The 18735-nt window shown below is 43.4% G+C and carries 12 protein-coding genes and 8 tRNA genes; 5 read left to right on the top strand and 15 right to left on the bottom strand.

From position 1 onward, the window contains the following. Positions 1-74 precede the first annotated feature (74 nt). A complete protein-coding gene (olsF, locus tag ACHUFN_RS04520; RefSeq protein WP_394221596.1) occupies positions 75-1793 on the top strand; it encodes a bifunctional ornithine lipid synthase OlsF in 1719 nt (572 codons plus the stop codon). Positions 1794-1934: 141 nt separating this feature from the next. On the opposite strand, the gene dapE is transcribed toward olsF, so the two are convergent. The 15 genes from dapE to ACHUFN_RS04595 all read right to left on the bottom strand — a co-directional run bounded on the left by dapE (position 1935) and on the right by ACHUFN_RS04595 (position 13954). Beyond that, positions 1935-3149: a succinyl-diaminopimelate desuccinylase gene (gene dapE, locus ACHUFN_RS04525; protein WP_394221123.1), complete on the bottom strand. Its 1215-nt coding sequence runs from the start codon at positions 3147-3149 to the stop codon at positions 1935-1937. Positions 3150-3669: 520 nt separating this feature from the next. After that, positions 3670-5562 (bottom strand): SurA N-terminal domain-containing protein, encoded by a 1893-nt coding sequence (locus ACHUFN_RS04530; protein WP_394221124.1) that lies wholly within the window; start codon positions 5560-5562, stop codon positions 3670-3672. 312 nt (positions 5563-5874) lie between these two features. Next, positions 5875-6147, bottom strand: coding sequence for a nucleoid-associated protein HU-beta (hupB, locus tag ACHUFN_RS04535; protein ID WP_012518978.1), 273 nt, complete (start codon positions 6145-6147; stop codon positions 5875-5877). Between the two features lie 322 nt (positions 6148-6469). Further along, positions 6470-8821 carry an endopeptidase La gene (lon, locus tag ACHUFN_RS04540; protein WP_394221125.1) on the bottom strand — a complete coding sequence of 784 codons (2352 nt, stop codon included), beginning with the start codon at positions 8819-8821 and terminating at the stop codon, positions 6470-6472. Between the two features lie 404 nt (positions 8822-9225). Then, positions 9226-10500: an ATP-dependent protease ATP-binding subunit ClpX gene (gene clpX / locus ACHUFN_RS04545; protein WP_394221126.1), complete on the bottom strand. Its 1275-nt coding sequence runs from the start codon at positions 10498-10500 to the stop codon at positions 9226-9228. Between the two features lie 74 nt (positions 10501-10574). After that, the gene (gene clpP / locus ACHUFN_RS04550) at positions 10575-11204 is read right to left on the bottom strand and encodes an ATP-dependent Clp endopeptidase proteolytic subunit ClpP (protein WP_014950147.1); all 630 of its coding nucleotides are present in this window, start codon (positions 11202-11204) and stop codon (positions 10575-10577) included. 98 nt (positions 11205-11302) lie between these two features. Next, on the bottom strand, positions 11303-12607 hold the full coding sequence (gene tig / locus ACHUFN_RS04555; protein WP_394221127.1) for a trigger factor: 1305 nt from the start codon (positions 12605-12607) through the stop codon (positions 11303-11305). Between the two features lie 344 nt (positions 12608-12951). Next, positions 12952-13028: transfer RNA gene (locus tag ACHUFN_RS04560), tRNA-Pro, on the bottom strand. A gap of 41 nt (positions 13029-13069) precedes the next feature. After that, positions 13070-13154 (bottom strand) — tRNA-Leu (locus ACHUFN_RS04565). Between the two features lie 7 nt (positions 13155-13161). Then, a tRNA-His gene (locus tag ACHUFN_RS04570) sits at positions 13162-13237 on the bottom strand. 169 nt (positions 13238-13406) lie between these two features. Then, positions 13407-13483, bottom strand: a tRNA-Pro gene (locus tag ACHUFN_RS04575). Positions 13484-13524: 41 nt separating this feature from the next. Continuing rightward, positions 13525-13609 (bottom strand) — tRNA-Leu (locus ACHUFN_RS04580). Between the two features lie 7 nt (positions 13610-13616). Next, a tRNA-His gene (locus ACHUFN_RS04585) sits at positions 13617-13692 on the bottom strand. Between the two features lie 86 nt (positions 13693-13778). Beyond that, positions 13779-13855: transfer RNA gene (locus ACHUFN_RS04590), tRNA-Arg, on the bottom strand. A gap of 22 nt (positions 13856-13877) precedes the next feature. Further along, positions 13878-13954 (bottom strand) — tRNA-Pro (locus ACHUFN_RS04595). A 402-nt stretch (positions 13955-14356) separates the two neighbouring features. Here ACHUFN_RS04595 and folD point away from each other — a divergent pair. The 4 genes from folD to ACHUFN_RS04615 all read left to right on the top strand — a co-directional run bounded on the left by folD (position 14357) and on the right by ACHUFN_RS04615 (position 18709). Continuing rightward, positions 14357-15211: a bifunctional methylenetetrahydrofolate dehydrogenase/methenyltetrahydrofolate cyclohydrolase FolD gene (gene folD / locus ACHUFN_RS04600; RefSeq protein ID WP_394221128.1), complete on the top strand. Its 855-nt coding sequence runs from the start codon at positions 14357-14359 to the stop codon at positions 15209-15211. A 100-nt stretch (positions 15212-15311) separates the two neighbouring features. Next, a complete protein-coding gene (locus tag ACHUFN_RS04605) occupies positions 15312-15890 on the top strand; it encodes a DUF1415 domain-containing protein (RefSeq protein ID WP_394221129.1) in 579 nt (192 codons plus the stop codon). A 196-nt stretch (positions 15891-16086) separates the two neighbouring features. Next, entirely contained in the window at positions 16087-16806 is a 720-nt protein-coding gene (gene tsaA / locus ACHUFN_RS04610) for a tRNA (N6-threonylcarbamoyladenosine(37)-N6)-methyltransferase TrmO (RefSeq protein ID WP_394221130.1), read from the top strand. Positions 16807-16990: 184 nt separating this feature from the next. After that, positions 16991-18709: a proline--tRNA ligase gene (locus tag ACHUFN_RS04615; protein WP_394221131.1), complete on the top strand. Its 1719-nt coding sequence runs from the start codon at positions 16991-16993 to the stop codon at positions 18707-18709. The last annotated feature ends 26 nt before the right edge of the window (positions 18710-18735 follow it).

The following is an 18735-nucleotide window of genomic DNA, read 5'->3' on the forward strand; positions in this document are numbered from 1 at the left end:
CTGCCATTAAAGTGTGCAAAAAGCGTCATATTGCCCTGCTATTGTTCGGCAAAACCGAAAGAGAAACAGGTTCTATGTTTACTGTAAACGATGTTCTTAATAAACATTATCCTCGTGTTGCGGATAACCCAATTCTTTTTAAGTCTCTGTCTTTTGTCTTAAAACACCTTCTTCATGAACGTGAAATTACCGAGTTTGGTGAAACTTACCCACACTACGAAGACATCGATTTTGTTGAACAAGTACTGGAGTATTTTAATATCAGCTACTCTACACGAGATGTAGAGAAAGAGCGGATACCCAGCGAAGGTAGAGTGGTGATCATTGCCAATCACCCTATTGGCTCGCTTGACGCCCTGGCGCTCATCAAACTCGTCAGTGAAGTTCGTCACGATTTAAAAGTAGTCGCAAATGAAATGCTAATGGCTATTGAGCCGCTTCACGACATGCTGCTGCCTGTTAACAATATGCAAGGTGGTACACCTAAGCAGCATTTATCTGCAATCCAGTCTCATTTAAATAGTGATGGTGCCGTTTTAATTTTTCCTGCCGGAGAGGTTTCTCGATTACGACCCCAAGGTGTTCGTGACACCCGTTGGCATACCGGTTTTTTACGTATTGCAAGACAAGCGAAAGCACCTATATTACCGGTTTATATTGATGCTAAAAATAGCCCGCTTTTTTACAGTGTCTCGATGGTTTACAAACCGCTTGCAACCGCCCTTCTCGTTAAGGAAATGTTTAAGCAGCGGAAAAAACACTTACCTATGCGCATCGGGCAACTCATTCCTTTCGAGTCCTATCAACAGACCAATATTCCTCTAAAAGAACAAGTGAAGCTGTTTAAACGCCACTTGTATCGAATTGGTAGTAATAAGAAAGGCGTTTTCGAAACGCAAGCGTCCATAGCCATGCCAGAAGATAGGAAAGAGCTTGCTAGAGCTATACGTGAGTGCGAGCACTTAGGTGAAACGGGTGATGGAAAGTCAATCTACCTATATCAACACAAAAGTTGCTCACCTGTTATGCGTGAAATTGGTCGTTTGAGAGAAGTGGCATTTCGAGCGGTTGGCGAAGGCACAAACAAACGTCGAGACATTGATCAGTACGACTCGCACTACTACCATCTTGTGCTGTGGGATGAGCAAGACTTAGAAATTGTAGGAGCATATCGTTTCGGTGATGCAGAGCTTCTCAGTGCGTCTTCGCACCCAACAGGGCTATACTCTGCAACCCTTTTTAATTATTCCGAAAATAACGACAAGCTGTTCAAAGAAGGATTGGAGCTAGGACGAAGCTTTGTGCAGCCGCGTTATTGGGGCAAACGAAGCTTAGACTATCTGTGGTTTGGTATTGGCGCATTTCTCAACCGCTACCCTAAGTATCGCTATCTTTTTGGCGCAGTGTCGTTAAGTAACGCTTATCCAGACCCCGCAAAAGACTTGCTTGTACAATTCTATTCAACTTACTTTCCTGCAAAATTTGGGGAAGCTACATGCAAACGGCCTTATCAAATGACACAAGAGCCCTTGCACCGTTTTACCGGAGATGACTATAAAGCGGAGTTCACTCAACTAAAGCACCTGCTTGCTAACATGGGAGTGAATGTCCCTACCCTTTATAAGCAATATTCAGAGGTATCAAAAGACGGTGGTGTGGCATTTTTAGGCTTTAATGTCGACCCTGATTTCAATAACTGTATTGACGGGCTGGTTGTTGTAGATATGCAAACACTTACTGAAAAAAAGCGTAAACGCTATTTAACTGATATTCAACTTAAAGCATCGGCATAGATATTTTGAGTTTTTTGAAAAGCTAGCATGTACACACGCTTATTCGTTCAAGTGAATTCGCGAAAAATAAAAAGGGAGCGTTATAAAAACGCTCCCTTTTTTAACTTTGTCTGTTTCAAAATAATTAAACAGTATTAGCGATCATAAACTCGCTACCCTCAATAAGATATCGCCATAAATATCTTCAAGGGTGAGCAAATCTGATAAGTGAATGTGTTCGTTAATTTGGTGAATAGTAGCGTTAGGTACGCCCAATTCAACAACTTGGGTATGTGCATTAGCGAAAAAACGACCGTCTGACGTGCCGCCTGATGTACTCACCACAGGGTATCGGCCTGTTGCTTCCCGCACTGCTTTTTCAACGTTGGCAATCAGGCAAGGCTTTGTCTGATTATCTGAATTAAGAGTACGAGGCCCAGTTCGGGGCCCGGTTCGAGGCTTAGTAAAATAGGCTTCACAGGGTCTTGAAAAGCGAACACTGGCGCTTTCATCAACCTCGTGAATTAGTTGACGCAGCAACGCAGAAAGATTCGCTTGGTCGAACTGCCATGAATAACGCACGTTAAACTCTATGCGTGCAGCGCTCGGCACCATATTGTCGGTAAAGCTACCAGTATCCATATGGGTCACTTGAAGTGTCGTGCCGGGGAAATCATCACTTCCAGAGTCAAAAGAATACCGTGTGAGCGCGTTCACTACTTTGCTGGCAATATGAATAGCATTAACCGCCGTTTTTGGATAAGCAACATGACCTTGCTTCCCTGTAACCTCAATGGTTCCAGAAAGCGATCCCCTGCGCCCAATCTTAATGGTGTCACCAGTTTTTGACGTCGCCGATGGTTCACCAACTAAACACATATCCAGTTTAACATTTTGGGAAGCTAGGTATTGTGCTATCCATTTAGAGCCAAACTCAGCTTCCCCCTCCTCGTCACTGGTAATAAGCCACCAATATGACACCTTGGTGTGATCTAACAACGCAATAACGCGTTCAGTTGCAGCGAGCATTGCGGCAATACCTGTTTTCATGTCGGCAGCGCCCCGGCCGAATAATTTGTTTTGACTTATTACTGGGCTAAAAGGTGGTGACTTCCATTTATCAAGCGGCCCAGGGGGCACTACGTCGGTGTGACCGCTAAACGCAAAATGAAGCGGGCCTTGGCCCCATCTTGCAATGAGATTATTAACGCCATTAACTTTATGCTTTTCACAAACAAACCCTAGTTTTTCTAGTTTATACATTAAGTAGCTCTGACAGCCTGCATCTGCGGGAGTTATAGACTCTCTTGCCATCAGAACTTCTGCAATTTGAATACTACGAGCTTGGATAAATGACGGTAAAGACTGGATAGACATACGCTAAAAACCTAGTGTAACACTTAATGCTATTACACGCGGTTAACGTGACACGTTAATAACAGTTTTGAGACAAAGACATTACGTCCAAGCTTGTTAAAGTGCACTAAACGATATTATCAACGTACCCTATAAGCGGTGAAGATAACGGTACAAAACGTTAGGATTTGTCTAAACCTGCTCACATTGTTATAAATAGAATATTATTTTTAGAAAGGCATTACTGTGTTAAAAATTATTGTCTTAATTCCCCTCATTCTCTCTTTACTTTGGTTTGGCTACTTACAGGCCAATAAATACACCCTTGAACAGGGAAAACAGGGCTTTCTATATATTTTTGTGCTCTCTGGCGTTATCGCGGCTTTCTATACGTTAATGTTGTTTCTCACTCACTAACACTTTGGCGTGAAGTATTTAAAAAATTTGGTTCGATCAAAAAAGCCAGTATCTCAAAGATACTGGCTTTTTAATTTGATGCTAACAAAGCACCACTCCTTAAACTAGAGCGATGCTTATCAGTCTAAAGTGTTTCAGATACCGTCACTTCGGCATTTGCGCGTAACGCATCAATATATTGCTGATAAAGGCGCTGGCCTTGCACTTGAGCAAGACGCTGCTTAAGGCTTTCGCCTAAGTCGTTCTCAAGTTCTGGTGCCGCATTAACGCCTTCAAGCATAACCACAGCAACATCGCCATTCACAGTAGTTGCAACGTCTACTTTTGCGTCGCCCTCAGGCGCTAATGTGAAAAGTGTATCAACTAACGCTCGAGCGAGTGTGCCGCCCGCTCTTGGTACTGAAGTTGCCGTTTGCCACGCAACAGATTTCGATGCTAATTCGCTTTCTACGCTCTCGCCAGAACGAACCTTTTGTGCAACATCTGACGCCCACGCTTCAGCAGCTTCTTTAGACTTCTCAGCTTTAACTGACGCCTCAATGCCTTCGCGCACCTCGTCAAGTGATTGCGTGCGCTGTGGCTGATGCTCAACAACACGTGCAACTACAACGGTCTCGTCGTCTAATTCAATAAGGTCGCTGTTTACACGCTCTTCAACTAGCTCAGTAGAAAAAGCAACGTCTAGCAGGCCTGGCGAACTCAGCTCAGCAGGCGCTGTATTTCGACTGAACATCACCGATTCTTGAACTGGCAAATCAACGGCATTCGCTGCATCTTCAAGAGTATCTGGTACTTCAAAAGCAATCTCTGCTAATGTATTTTGTAGCTCGAAATATTTTTCCATTGCCGCATCATAAAGAAGCGCATCGCGAATTTCGCTCGCAACTTCTTCAAATGTTTTTACTTGTGCTTCTTTAACATCTGTAAGCTTTATGATGTGGAAACCAAATTCAGTTTCAACTACGTCAGATACATCGCCAACGTTTTGCAGAGCAAATGCAGCTTCATCGAATGCAGGGTCCATCATTTCAGGTGTGATGAAGTCTAAATCACCACCATTCTCTGCAGAAAATGTATCGTCAGAATTAGCTTCTGCCAGTGCAGCGAAATCAGCACCACTTTCTAGCTCGGCTTTTAACGACTCAGCCTTGGCTTTTGCAGCGTCTGCATCTTCACCCGCTTCGATGAGAATATGAGAAACACGACGCTCCTCTTCTTTACCGTAGCTAGCTTGGTTGTTTTCGTAATAGGTACGTACCGCGTCTTCATCAACCGTTACGCGACTTTTTAAGTCTTCAACATTTAGTTTTACGTAAGCAAGCTTAACTTGTTCTTCCGTATCAAATGAAGCAATGTTGTTATCGTAAAACGCTTGAACGTCAGCATCGGTTACTTCGATAGCGTTCGCAAATTCATCTGAACTTACAAGTACGTACTTCGCGTCGCGAGTTTGGCGTTGAAGCGCATTAGCCTGTTGCACCTCACCATCTAGCGCAAACGATGAGTTATTCAAAGCTGCAGCCAATTGATTTTGCGTCATTTGAACACGTAGGTAATTTCGAAAATCAGCAACTTGGAAACCATTTTGTCGAAGAATAGACTGGAATCGCTCGTTATCAAACTGACCACCAAACTGAAACTCAGGCATTTGCACGATGGTTTCGCGAATTTGCTCATCGCTTACTCGCAAGCCCATATCTGACGCTTGTTGCTGCACAAGTTTTTCAGCAATAAGCCTGTCTAATACATTTCTTTTGAATTCCGCGAGGTATTGTTCACTAGAGAAAAGCTGCGCGATGCTTTCACCGTATTGTGACTCCATTTGTGAACGTTGGTTTTGGTATGCACGCTCTAGTTCTTGTGCCGAAATTTCTTCGCCATTCACGGTAGCTACTGCGGTAGTACCGGAAGATGTTAGATAGCTACCAACACCTGCGAATACGAAACTTAAAACGATAAGCGCAATGATCGCCATCGCCCAAGGGCCTTGAGAACCTTCTCTGATTCTTTCTAGCATGATTGTTCTTCAACTCCGTTGCTTACTACAGTCACCCCTTGTCGTCACAAATGGTGGGAAAGAGGTAAAATAAGCGGTGATTATAACCCAATGACGCTGAATATAAACGACCAAAACACACTATTTGTGCCGAGATTCGTTAGTCAGTGACCATGCAAAAACAAGTTAAAAACCTGGGTAGCACTTGGGTATGGTTTACACGTCTAATTTTGAGGTTAAGTGGTTTTTACTCTGACCCCAATATTGAAGTATTTGGCTGACAAATAAAAAAGGCGATGGACTAGCCATCGCCTTTTTTTATAATTTTTGTGCTTAGTTACAAGCGTCTTTCAGTGCTTTACCAGCTTTGAAAGATGGAACTTTCGCTGCTGAAATCTGAATAGTCTCACCAGTTTGTGGGTTACGCCCACTGCGAGCTGAACGTTCGCGAACTGAGAAAGTACCAAAGCCTACTAGTGCAACTTGGTCGCCGTCTTTAAGTGCCGCTGTTACTGAGTCAGTGAATGCGTCAAGAGCACGGCCAGCAGCTGCTTTAGAAATGTCTGCACCAGCAGCAATTTGGTCGATAAGTTGAGACTTGTTCACAATTATGATCCCCTTCGATTGTTATTATACTGTTTGTCCAAAACGATTTTGCTTGGACGTTATAACAAGCTTGATTATTAACATCAAGCTTCAGTCACAATTAATTAACTTTATTAATGAATCGCTGCAATCCCTTTTGTGGCAAGGCTTCAAGCGAATACCACTTAAAGGTAACACAACTTTTGAGACTTGAAAGCCCTATTTTAAAAAAAATCAGCTTTTCTTTCGCACAATGAGCATTATTTGTTCAATTATTGCAATTTTAAATGAAAAAAGCGGCTGCACGCCTTTAAAAACAAAGGATTGCAACCGCTTATTCAAGTTACTTTTTAACCACTTCGAAGCTTTCTACAGGTTCCTGAAGTGCAATATCGAGAACTTCATCAATCCACTTAACCGGATGGATTGATAAATCTTTCTTAACATTCTCTGGAATTTCTTCCAAATCGCGCTCGTTGTCTTTGGGTATAACAACCGTTTTTATACCGCCACGATGTGCAGCCAGAAGCTTTTCTTTAAGGCCGCCTATGGCTAAAACTTCACCACGAAGCGTGATTTCACCTGTCATGGCTACGTCACATTTCACAGGATTACCCGTTAATGAAGACACCAATGCCGTGCACATTGCAATACCTGCACTTGGGCCATCTTTCGGGGTTGCCCCCTCTGGCACGTGCACGTGAATATCACGTTTCTCATAGAAATCATCGTTAATACGAAGCTTTTCAGCACGACTTCTTACTACCGTCATCGCAGCTTTAATAGATTCTTGCATGACATCGCCCAAAGAACCTGTAGACGTCATTTTCCCTTTACCAGGAACAGACGTTGTTTCTATGGTCAGTAAGTCGCCACCGACTTGTGTCCACGCAAGGCCTGTAACTTGGCCTATCTGGTTGTCTTTATCAGCTTTACCGTAGTCAAAACGCTGAACACCTAAGTAATCTTTAAGGTTGTCTTGTGTAACTACCACTTTATCTTTGCTCTTTGTAAGCAAGATATCTTTAACGGCTTTACGACACACTTTAGAGACTTCACGCTCTAAGCTACGCACACCCGCTTCACGAGTGTAGTAACGAATCATACCGATTACCGCAGAGTCAGTAATTTCTAGCTCTTTGGCTTTAAGACCGTTGCGTTCCATTTGCTTGCCAATTAAGTGGTTCTTAGCAATGTTGAGCTTTTCGTCTTCGGTGTATCCAGACAGACTGATAACTTCCATACGATCTAACAATGGCCCAGGTATATTCATGCTGTTAGACGTAGCAACAAACATAACATCAGACAAATCATAATCTACTTCAAGATAGTGATCGCTAAAGCTATTATTTTGTTCAGGGTCAAGCACTTCAAGAAGCGCTGACGCAGGGTCACCTCGCATATCAGATGACATCTTGTCTATTTCATCCAGCAAAAACAGTGGGTTTTTAACGCCAACTTTCGCCATTTTCTGCACTAACTTACCTGGCAGTGACCCAATATAGGTTCGACGATGACCGCGAATTTCAGCTTCGTCACGCACGCCGCCTAGGGCCATACGTACATACTTGCGACCTGTCGCTTTAGCAATTGACTGCCCTAGTGAAGTCTTACCTACACCAGGAGGACCAACAAGACACAAAATAGGGCCTTTCAGCTTTTTCACACGCTGTTGAACGGCTAGATATTCAAGAATGCGCTCTTTAACTTTTTCAAGGCCGTAGTGGTCTTCATTAAGCACGCCCTCTGCACGAGAAAGGTCTTTCTTCACAGGTGAACGCTTGTTCCACGGCACATTAGTCAGCCACTCAATGTAGCTACGAAGTACAGTAGCTTCCGCTGACATTGGCGACATCATTTTTAACTTTTGAAGTTCAGCTTTCGCTTTATCTTCTGCCTCTTTTGGCATTTTAGCGTCGGCTATCTTCTTAGACAGGGCCTCAAATTCGTCTGGGGCATCGTCCAATTCACCTAATTCTTTTTGAATGGCTTTCATTTGCTCATTCAAATAGTATTCGCGCTGGCTCTTTTCCATTTGCTTTTTAACGCGGGTGCGAATTTTCTTTTCGACCTGCAGCAAATCAATTTCGCCTTCCATCAACGCCATTAAGTATTCTAGACGCTCATTTACACTCTGCATCTCTAATACTTTTTGCTTTTCAGTAAGCTTAAGCGGCATATGCGCAGCCATGGTATCAGCCAAACGGGCCGCATCTTCAATGCCATTAAGTGAAGTCAGCACCTCAGGTGGAATTTTCTTGTTTAGCTTTACGTAACCTTCAAACTGAGAAACCGCAGAGCGGATAAGAACTTCTTGCTCGCTCTCATCAATACCCTCGTCAGTTTGTTTGTCTACATGAGCAACAAAGAAAGGATCAGACTGCTTATAGCTTTCAATCTCACCACGTACACTACCTTCTACTAAAACTTTAACGGTACCGTCTGGCAGCTTTAAAAGTTGTAATATAGTAGCGATGGTACCTACGGTATAAATATCGTCTGCTTCAGGTTCATCAACGCCTGCATCTTTTTGTGCTACTAAAAAGATTTGTTTGTCATTGTCCATCGCCGCTTCAAGGCAACGAATTGACTTCTCACGCCCAACAAATAGGGGTATGACCATATGCGGGTAGACAACCACGTCCCGCAAGGCAAGCACAGGAATTTCAATGCGATTTTCACGCTCAACTGTCATACTTGTTCTCAATTAGTTTGAAATGTCATTTTTATATGGGGATGCAAGAGCAAAGTTCAATCGAAACTTATTAAAGTGCGTTAATTCCTTAACCTTACCTTCCCTGCTCTACCTATAACCATTATCGATTTTGCAGCGTAAGGCAATACCTATCTGACAAATCTAGTAGAAAGGATGGACAGAATGGCCACAACCGTTCAAATATCAGTCATCTTTCAGTTATTTCACCCACATAGGAAAGCAAAAACCGCTAAACAGCGGGATTTAATAAATTGGTGAACAATTTTAAAGGGGTATCGAATAAGCAGATAAAACGTTAAAAAGGGCTATTAAAACGAAGAGAGAGCTCAGTTGTTTGCTAAAACAAAAAAAGGCCCCTTAGGGCCCTTTCATAAAACGAACTCTTATTCAGATGCCGCTTTTTTGTCATTACTATCGTAAATGAGAATTGGCTTCGACTCGCCACGAATTACCGTTTCATCAATTACGACTTTACTGACATTTTCCATTGTTGGAAGGTCATACATGGTATCAAGCAACACCGCCTCAACAATTGAACGAAGGCCACGTGCACCAGTTTTACGCTCCATTGCCTTCTTAGCAATAGCATTTAGGGCGTCATCGCGGAACTCAAGCTCAACGTCTTCCATCGAGAACAATGCACCATATTGCTTGGTGATTGCATTTTTTGGCTCGCGTAGAATTTGAATCAATGCTTCTTCGTTTAATTCTTCAAGACTAGTAACAACTGGCAAACGTCCAATAAACTCTGGAATTAGGCCATACTTCACCAAGTCTTCAGGTTCAACTTGCTTGAACAGCTCACTGATTTGCTTGCTATTATCTTTCGATTTAACCGTAGCGCCAAAACCAATGCCCGTATCTTTTTGAGCGCGCTGTTCGATAACTTTATCAAGACCTGCAAACGCTCCACCACAGATAAACAAGATTTTAGAGGTATCAACCTGTAAAAACTCTTGCTGCGGATGCTTACGTCCACCTTGCGGTGGTACAGAGGCAACCGTACCTTCAATTAGTTTAAGAAGCGCCTGCTGAACACCTTCACCTGAAACGTCGCGCGTAATAGAAGGGTTGTCAGACTTACGAGAAATCTTGTCTATTTCATCTATGTAAACAATACCACGCTGCGCTTTTTCAACGTCATAGTCACACTTTTGAAGTAGCTTCTGAATGATGTTCTCGACGTCTTCGCCCACATAACCGGCTTCGGTAAGTGTCGTTGCGTCAGCCATTGTAAATGGCACATCAAGTAAACGCGCAAGCGTCTCTGCAAGTAACGTTTTACCGCTACCTGTAGGGCCAATTAGCAAAATATTACTTTTACCTAGTTCAACACCTTCGTGAACATCGCCATTTCGCAAGCGCTTGTAGTGGTTGTAAACCGCCACTGACAAAACTTTCTTCGCATGCTCTTGACCAATAACATAATCGTCAAGGTGAGCGTGAATCTCACTTGGTTTAGGTAATGCGTCCTGCTTCTGCTTTGGCGCAATTTCCTTAATTTCTTCGCGAATGATATCGTTACATAACTCAACACACTCGTCGCAAATAAAAACCGACGGGCCTGCTATTAATTTTCTTACTTCGTGTTGGCTTTTGCCACAAAACGAACAGTACAGTAGCTTATTATCACCGTCACCGCTTTGCTTATCACTCATTACTTTTGCCTCTGCCTTGCCTGAGCCGAAAACCTAAACGCACTTTGCATTGGCTCAGGTCTACTATAACTATACTACTTAGTTGCGGCTACGTCAGATCGATTTGCTAAAACTTGGTCAACAAGCCCGTATTCTTTTGCTTCAGTTGCACTCAAGAAGTTATCACGATCGGTATCACGCGCTACTTTTTCATAGTCTTGACCAGTATGGTCTGCCATTAGGCGATTCAATTTCTCTTTTATAGACAGAATTTCTTTCGCGTGTATTTCAAAATCAGATGCCTGACCTTGGAAACCACCAAGCGGTTGGTGGATCATTACGCGCGAATTAGGTAGACAATAACGCTTACCTTTTGCTCCTGCAGATAATAAGAATGCGCCCATGCTGGCAGCTTGGCCCATACATACTGTGCTCACGTCTGGCTTGATAAACTTCATAGTATCATAAATGGCCATGCCAGCAGTTACAGAACCACCTGGTGAGTTGATGTAAAGGAAAATGTCTTTCTCTGGGTTCTCAGCTTCTAAGAACAACATTTGAGCAACGATAAGGTTGGCCATGTGATCTTCAACTTGTCCTACCAAAAAAATTACGTTTTCTTTTAATAGGCGAGAATAGATGTCGTATGAGCGTTCACCTTTAGAGGTTTGCTCAACAACCATAGGAACAAGTGCATTCATTGGGTCAAACGGGGTATTAGTCATAGCTACCTTGATTATCTAGCGTTAAAAACAAAAATGCTCGGAAGGTTCCGAGCATTTAAGCAGTTGCTGACAAGTATTGTCAATCAGACAGTAAAAAATTACGCCTGTTTGTTCATAACCTCGTCAAAAGCTTTAGTTACTTCAGTAACTTTTGCTTGCTCAAGAACCCACTCAATAGCTTGTTCTTCAAGTGCAACGTTCTGCATTTGCTGCATAAGTTCTTGATTATTGTTGTAGTAATCAACAACTTCTTGTGGATCTTCATACGCTGAAGCTGCAGTTTCGATCATCTCGTTAACTTTCGCTTCGTCTGCTTTAAGTTCGTTCTGCTTGATCACTTCACCTAGAAGAAGACCAATAGATACGCGACGTTTAGCGTTATCAGTGAACAACTCAGCAGGAAGGTCCGGAAGGTTTTGGCCACCGCCCTGTTGGCTGAAACGTTGCTTAGCTTGCTCGCGAAGAGCATTTACTTCTTGGTCGATAAGCGCTTGAGGAATATCAATTTCGTTAGCTTCAACTAGTTTAGCAATAACGTCTTCTTTAACTTGTGCTTTAAGCGTTTGTGTTAGTTCGCGCTGCATGTTCTTACGAACTTCTGCTTTAAGTGCGTCAACACCACCTTCTTCAACACCAAATAGTTTAGCAAACTCTTCGTCAACTTTTGGAAGGCTCAGACCTTCTACTTTCTTAACAGTCGTTTGGAAAACTGCGTCTTTACCTTTTAGGTTTTCAGCGTGATAGTCTTCAGGGAAAGTTACTTCAATCGTTACTTCTTCACCCGTTTTCGCGCCAACAAGTGGCTTTTCGAAACCAGGGATCATGCGATCTTTACCTAGCTCAAGTGCGAAGTCTTCAGCTTTACCGCCTTCAAACTCTTCACCGTCGATAGAGCCAACGAAATCGATGATAACTTTGTCGTCTTTCTTCGCTTTACGCTTAACTTCTTTCCAAGTTGCGTGCTGCTTCTGAAGCGTTTCCATCATGTTATCAAGGTCTGCATCAGTAATTTCTACTACTGGCTTTTCGATTTCGATTTCGCTAACACCTTTTACTTCCACTTCTGGGTAAACTTCGAAAGATGCTGTGAATTCTAAGTCCTGACCGTCTTCGTCTTTAGTCAGTTCAAACTTTGGCATACCAGCAGGCTGAATTTTTTCTTGAATTACTGCTTGGTAAAAGTTTTGCTGCATAACGTCGCCAGCAACTTCTTGGCGAACTGCTTGGCCGAAACGCTTTTTGATTACGTTTACAGGTACTTTACCTGGACGGAAGCCGTTGATGCGTTGTGTTTTCGCCAACTGCTGTAGACGTGACTTAACTGCTGAATCAACCGTGTCAGCTGGAACGGTGATAGTAAGACGGCGTTCTAAACCCTGGGTCGTCTCGACTGAAACTTGCATTATGTTACCTCAACTATACGCCTTTACAGGCGTTTTGTTCTCAATCCCCTCTCCCGTCATGCATTTTTTGCATATCACTCCGGGGTAGAGGTCGTTATTCGACGTTTATAAAATCAAAGCTAGGACACAAAATCGTGTCTTAAAACCAACCTGAAACAAACGTACTGGTTAAAAAAAGACGCGGTAGTATACAGCCGCATACCACAAGAGTCGAGAGGCAAACACAAGTTTGTAACAACCATTTGATTGCTAATTGAACAAATAGCAAATGTAGCGATTGAAATAGCAGAAAAACAGCGCAATATTGCTGTTGTGTAAGAAGGAGATAGTGAAACTAGAAATAATGGTCGGTGAGACAGGATTTGAACCTGCGACCCCTTGTACCCAAAACAAGTGCGCTACCAAGCTGCGCCACTCACCGACAGAGATATTTTGAAAAGCTTTTGGTAAAGCTTGAAAATATGGTGCGGAAGGAGAGACTTGAACTCTCACGCCGTGAAGCACTGGAACCTAAATCCAGCGTGTCTACCAATTCCACCACTTCCGCGAAAAAGTGGGGTGGACGATGGGACTTGAACCCACGACAACCGGAATCACAATCCGGGGCTCTACCAACTGAGCTACGCCCACCACAGTAATCCTAAATCTGTGTTTGTGTGAATTGTAAAACACATACACATCAATCGAGCTGTCAGGATCTAACAAAACTGCCCGATACTAACGACACCAGTTTACACATTTATGGTTCAGGTTTTAATTTGCTGAACTATATGTAATGTATAACCGAATAAAGCAAAAATGGTCGGTGAGACAGGATTTGAACCTGCGACCCCTTGTACCCAAAACAAGTGCGCTACCAAGCTGCGCCACTCACCGACAGAGATATTTTGAAAAGCTTTTGGTAAAGCTTGAAAATATGGTGCGGAAGGAGAGACTTGAACTCTCACGCCGTGAAGCACTGGAACCTAAATCCAGCGTGTCTACCAATTCCACCACTTCCGCGAAAAAGTGGGGTGGACGATGGGACTTGAACCCACGACAACCGGAATCACAATCCGGGGCTCTACCAACTGAGCTACGCCCACCATAGGGGGTTTGCAACTTACATGCTCTATTTTAGCAATGTAAACACGAAAATTCAGCCTTTCTGCCAGGACCTACCTGACTCGCATGGCGCGCCCGGCAGGATTCGAACCTGCGACCCACGGCTTAGAAGGCCGTTGCTCTATCCAGCTGAGCTACGGGCGCTTACGAATCTTCGTTGCAAAAATGGTCGGTGAGACAGGATTTGAACCTGCGACCCCTTGTACCCAAAACAAGTGCGCTACCAAGCTGCGCCACTCACCGACTGTCGTTCCGATACTGAAGCGTAAGCCTCTGTGCCGTTACGGGGTGCGAATATTACTGACATCCCCCCACCTCGTCAAACACTTTTTCAAATAAAATCATCAACCGCTCACAAAGCATCCATTATCACGTTTTTTTAAACAATTAGGCCTTAGTTTATTGCTATTTACTTTGCTTTTAGTCACATAAAGCATACCTAGTTACCTACGATAAAATTGCGATGATTGTGAAGGGCAGACATTTACTTTGGTAGACCTTCGCGAATTACATTGTGTTTTTTTATCAATTGCGCTAGCGATATCCTAATAATTGCTAGAGTATTAGTCTGGTTTTATGAAACAATGATGGACACTTGTTGATCACCCATTCAGATAACCAACTACAAAAGAAACACACTAGACTATGACCGCTCATCTTATTGACGGCAAATTAATTGCCAAACAAGTTCGCCAACACGTAACTTCCTATGTTGAATCACTGACTCAAGCTGGTAAAAGACAGCCTGGTCTAGCCGTTGTCTTAGTAGGCAGCGACGCTGCGTCTCAAGTTTATGTTTCTAATAAACGTAAAGCCTGTGAAGAAGTGGGCTTTGTCTCGCGCTCTTTTGATCTTCCTTCTGACACTACAGAAGAAACGTTGTTGAATTTAGTAGACGAGTTAAACGAAGACAATGAGATAGACGGCATTTTGGTGCAGCTTCCTCTGCCTGCTGGTCTAAACGCAGAAAAAGTACTAGAGCGTATCCATCCTCATAAAGATGTAGACGGATTCCATCCTTACAACATTGGTCGCCTTGCACAACGCATTCCAGCGCTACGTCCTTGCACGCCAAAAGGCATCATGACCATGATTGAATCTACTAAGCGCCCGGTGAAAGGCTTAGACGCAGTAATTGTAGGTGCATCAAATATTGTGGGCCGCCCAATGAGTTTAGAGCTATTGTTAGCAGGCTGTACGGTTACTACCTGCCATAAGTTTACTCAAGACTTAAAAAGCCATGTACAACGTGCCGATTTACTCGTAGTTGCGGTGGGCAAACCTAACTTTATTCCTGGAGATTGGGTGAAACCGGGTGCAATTGTTATCGATGTGGGTATCAACCGCCTTAACGATGGTTCGCTAGTTGGCGACATAGAATTCGAGAAAGCAAAAGAGCGCGCTGGTTGGATTACCCCCGTGCCAGGCGGCGTAGGCCCAATGACGGTCGCAAGTTTGATTGAAAATACCTTAGAAGCCTACGTAAAATTTCATTCTTAAAGCACTAAGTAACATTCTTTAAGGCAGAGAGAAAAACTCTGCCTTTTTTGTTTTATACTTCGCTTTTTAACCATTAACACTCTACTTAACCGAATTATCTATGGCAGACTCTTCTTCCTCGCCGTGCGACAGACACGTAATTGATGCAACGCTAAAATGGGTTGATGATATCGTAATCAAACACAACTTCTGTCCTTTTGCGCGCTATGTAAGAACACCGAACCAGATTCGATGCGTGGTAATTTCTGGTGATGCTGGCGATATCATTCAATCGCTTTACGATGAACTAAGGCATTTGGAGGAGAATACAGATACTGCGACTACATTAGTAGCACTCACTCACCCATCAATCGCTAGCTTTGACGAGTACCTTGACGTGTTAGCCATTGCCGAACAAATGATGAACGACTGGGGGTATGGCGGCATCTACCAACTTGCCAGTTTTCACCCCGATTATGTGTTTGACGGCAGCGATGTAGCCGACGCAGAAAACTTCACGAATCGTTCGCCCTACCCCCTTTTGCATCTAATTCGAGAAGCCGATATTACGCGCTACATGAAAAAGGAAGAGGATGCCGAGAAAATTTTCAGTCACAATATTGAAAAAGCGCAGGCGCTTGGCTGTCCGTATTTCGAAAGCGTGCTTGAGGCAATAAAAAAAGACAAGCCTGCTCTATAGAACACAAAGGTTTTGTTTCGTGTGTAAAGCAGGCCCAAAATATTGGATTACTCCAAGGAACACCAAATAAACATTTCACTTATGACTAACTGAGTGTTCAATTTGGCTTAATTTTCACTGAGATTGTTATTTTACCCACCCTTTGTGTGAATATTATGACAGTATTCCACACTTTCGATTGAGTTGAGGCTAACGTGTGAACACACATTCTTCATTTTCAGTATCGACCATTGCCACTGTCGCTACGCCTTTCAAACAAAAATTCGCCATTCCAAGGCAACCTAATTTAGCGAAAGCTCAAGGCATTGTTACCTTTGAAGATGGCTTTAATGAAAAAACGATGTTGAAGGGAATCGAGAATTACAGTCACTTGTGGCTACTTTTTATTTTTCACCAAAATATAGACCGTGGATGGAAAAATACGGTTAAAGCCCCTCGCCTTGGTGGTAACGCCACCATGGGCGTACTTGCAAGTCGAAGTACGCATAGGCCAAATGGTATCGGCATGTCTGTAGTGGAAAATAAAGGGCTGATTCACACCGAAGGAGCAACACAACTTGTTGTGGAAGGCGTAGATTTAGTCGACGGCACCCCGATTGTCGATATTAAGCCTTATATTTCTTACGCTGACAGCGTGCCTAATGCCTTTGATAAACTTGACGAGATAAACCCCATACCAAACCGTGATGTGTTGTTTTCCTCGAACCTAGAACTAGCACTACGTGAAATAGAAGCAAAGCATAACGGCTTTTCCTCGCTAGTTACTTCTGTGCTGGCGCAAGATCCACGCCCTGCTTATAAGCAACACCTAGATAACGATGAAAAAACCTATCGCGTGACGCTATACGATATTGATGTGGGTTTCGTAATCAAAAATGCCGCCGTGTGGGTGACTGAACTCGTTCAATTGGGATAATTCTACTAATAGTAGTAACAGTCTGTGGCGTAATGGCTCACAGTTAATTAGAATACGCCAAAGCGTGTGATGCCCTTCCTTGCACAACAGACACTTCGCAGCTTTGTGTTTTGCGACGTGAAATTTAAAAAAGGTCTTCACACTCATAATTTAAAATACGAATTTAACAGGAAACCTGCTTTACATGCGCACTAGTCAATATTTGCTTGCCACGCAGAAAGAAACGCCTGCAGATGCAGAGGTTATCAGCCACCAGCTTATGCTGAGAGCTGGTATGATCAGAAAACTTGCCTCGGGTCTTTACACTTGGTTGCCCTCTGGTCTTCGTGTACTTAACAAAGTAGCCAATATTGTTCGAGAAGAAATGAACAAAGCAGGGGCTATTGAAGTGCTAATGCCAGTAGTGCAACCTGCTGATTTGTGGGAAGAGTCTGGTCGTTGGGAAGAATACGGCCCAGAATTGCTTCGCGTTAAAGACCGCCACCAGCGTGATTTTGTACTTGGCCCTACACACGAAGAAGTCATTACTGCTCTTGTGCGTAACGAAATCAGCAGCTATAAGCAACTGCCACTGAATCTATATCAAATTCAAACTAAATTCCGCGACGAAGTACGCCCGCGTTTCGGTATTATGCGCGGCCGCGAATTTACCATGAAAGATGCGTATAGCTTCCACCTAGAAGACAGCTGTTTAGAAGAAACCTATCAGAAAATGTACAACGCCTACTGTGCCATTTTCTCGCGCATGGGTTTAGATTTCAGAGCCGTAATCGCTGATTCTGGCTCAATTGGTGGCAATCATTCTCACGAATTCCACGTGCTTGCCGCATCAGGTGAAGACGACATTGCCTTTTCAAGCGACAGTGATTATGCAGCCAACGTTGAAATGGCCGAAGCGGTTGCTCCTGAGAAAGCAAATGCATCTGGCGCTGCGGTTGAAACCAAAGATGCCAAAGGCAAAGATTTTAATGCGATTCTTAAAAGCGTAGAAGCCGAAGCCGCAAACGCCGTTAAAGTAGTATTAGTTAAAGCCGCTAACGAAGTAGATAGCAAAGGCGAAGAAGTTGTTTCTGATAAATGGGTAGCCCTTGTACTTCGTGCCGATCATGAACTAAATGATGTAAAAGCAGAGAAATTAGACGGCGTAGCAAGCCCGCTTGTTGAAGCGTCTTTCGAACAAGCAAAAGACATTCTCGGTGTATCACCACTATTCGCTGACGCAACTAACTTACCTGTTCCAACGTATGTTGACGCAAGCGCTGCTGCCCTAGCCGATTTCACCACAGGTGCAGGTGCAGGCGGTAAAGTGAACATCAATGTAAACTGGTCTGAAGATACAACAGGCGTTGATATTCGCAATGTAGTAGCGGGCGATGCTTCACCTGACGGTAAAGGCACTCTTGATATAAAACGTGGTATTGAAGTTGGCCATATTTTCCAACTTGGTAGCAAATATTCAGAGGCTATGAATTGCGGTGTACTAAGCGAATCAGGTAAACACCAAACGCTTACTATGGGTTGTTACGGAATAGGTGTGTCTCGAATTGTCGCCGCCGCTATCGAGCAAAACCATGATAAATTTGGCATAAAGTGGCCAGATGCTATCGCACCGTTTAAAATTGCTTTAATACCAATGAACATGCACAAGTCTCATCGTATTAAAGAAGCGGCAGAAGCCCTTTACGAACAGCTTGTCGCGCTTGGCGTAGAAGTGTTGTTTGATGATAGAAAAGAACGCCCGGGTGTCATGTTCAATGATATGGAGTTAATAGGCATACCGCATAGCATTGTCATTGGTGAAAGAAACCTAGATAATCAACAGGTTGAGTATAAAAATAGACACACTGGCGAGAAGCAGTTATTAGATCTTAGCGCAGCAAAAGACTTTGTAGCCGCACTCTAACTTCTGAACTTGTCCGTTAGATAAGA

The organism is Alteromonas gracilis (assembly GCF_043642145.1).
Lineage (GTDB): Bacteria > Pseudomonadota > Gammaproteobacteria > Enterobacterales > Alteromonadaceae > Alteromonas > Alteromonas gracilis_B.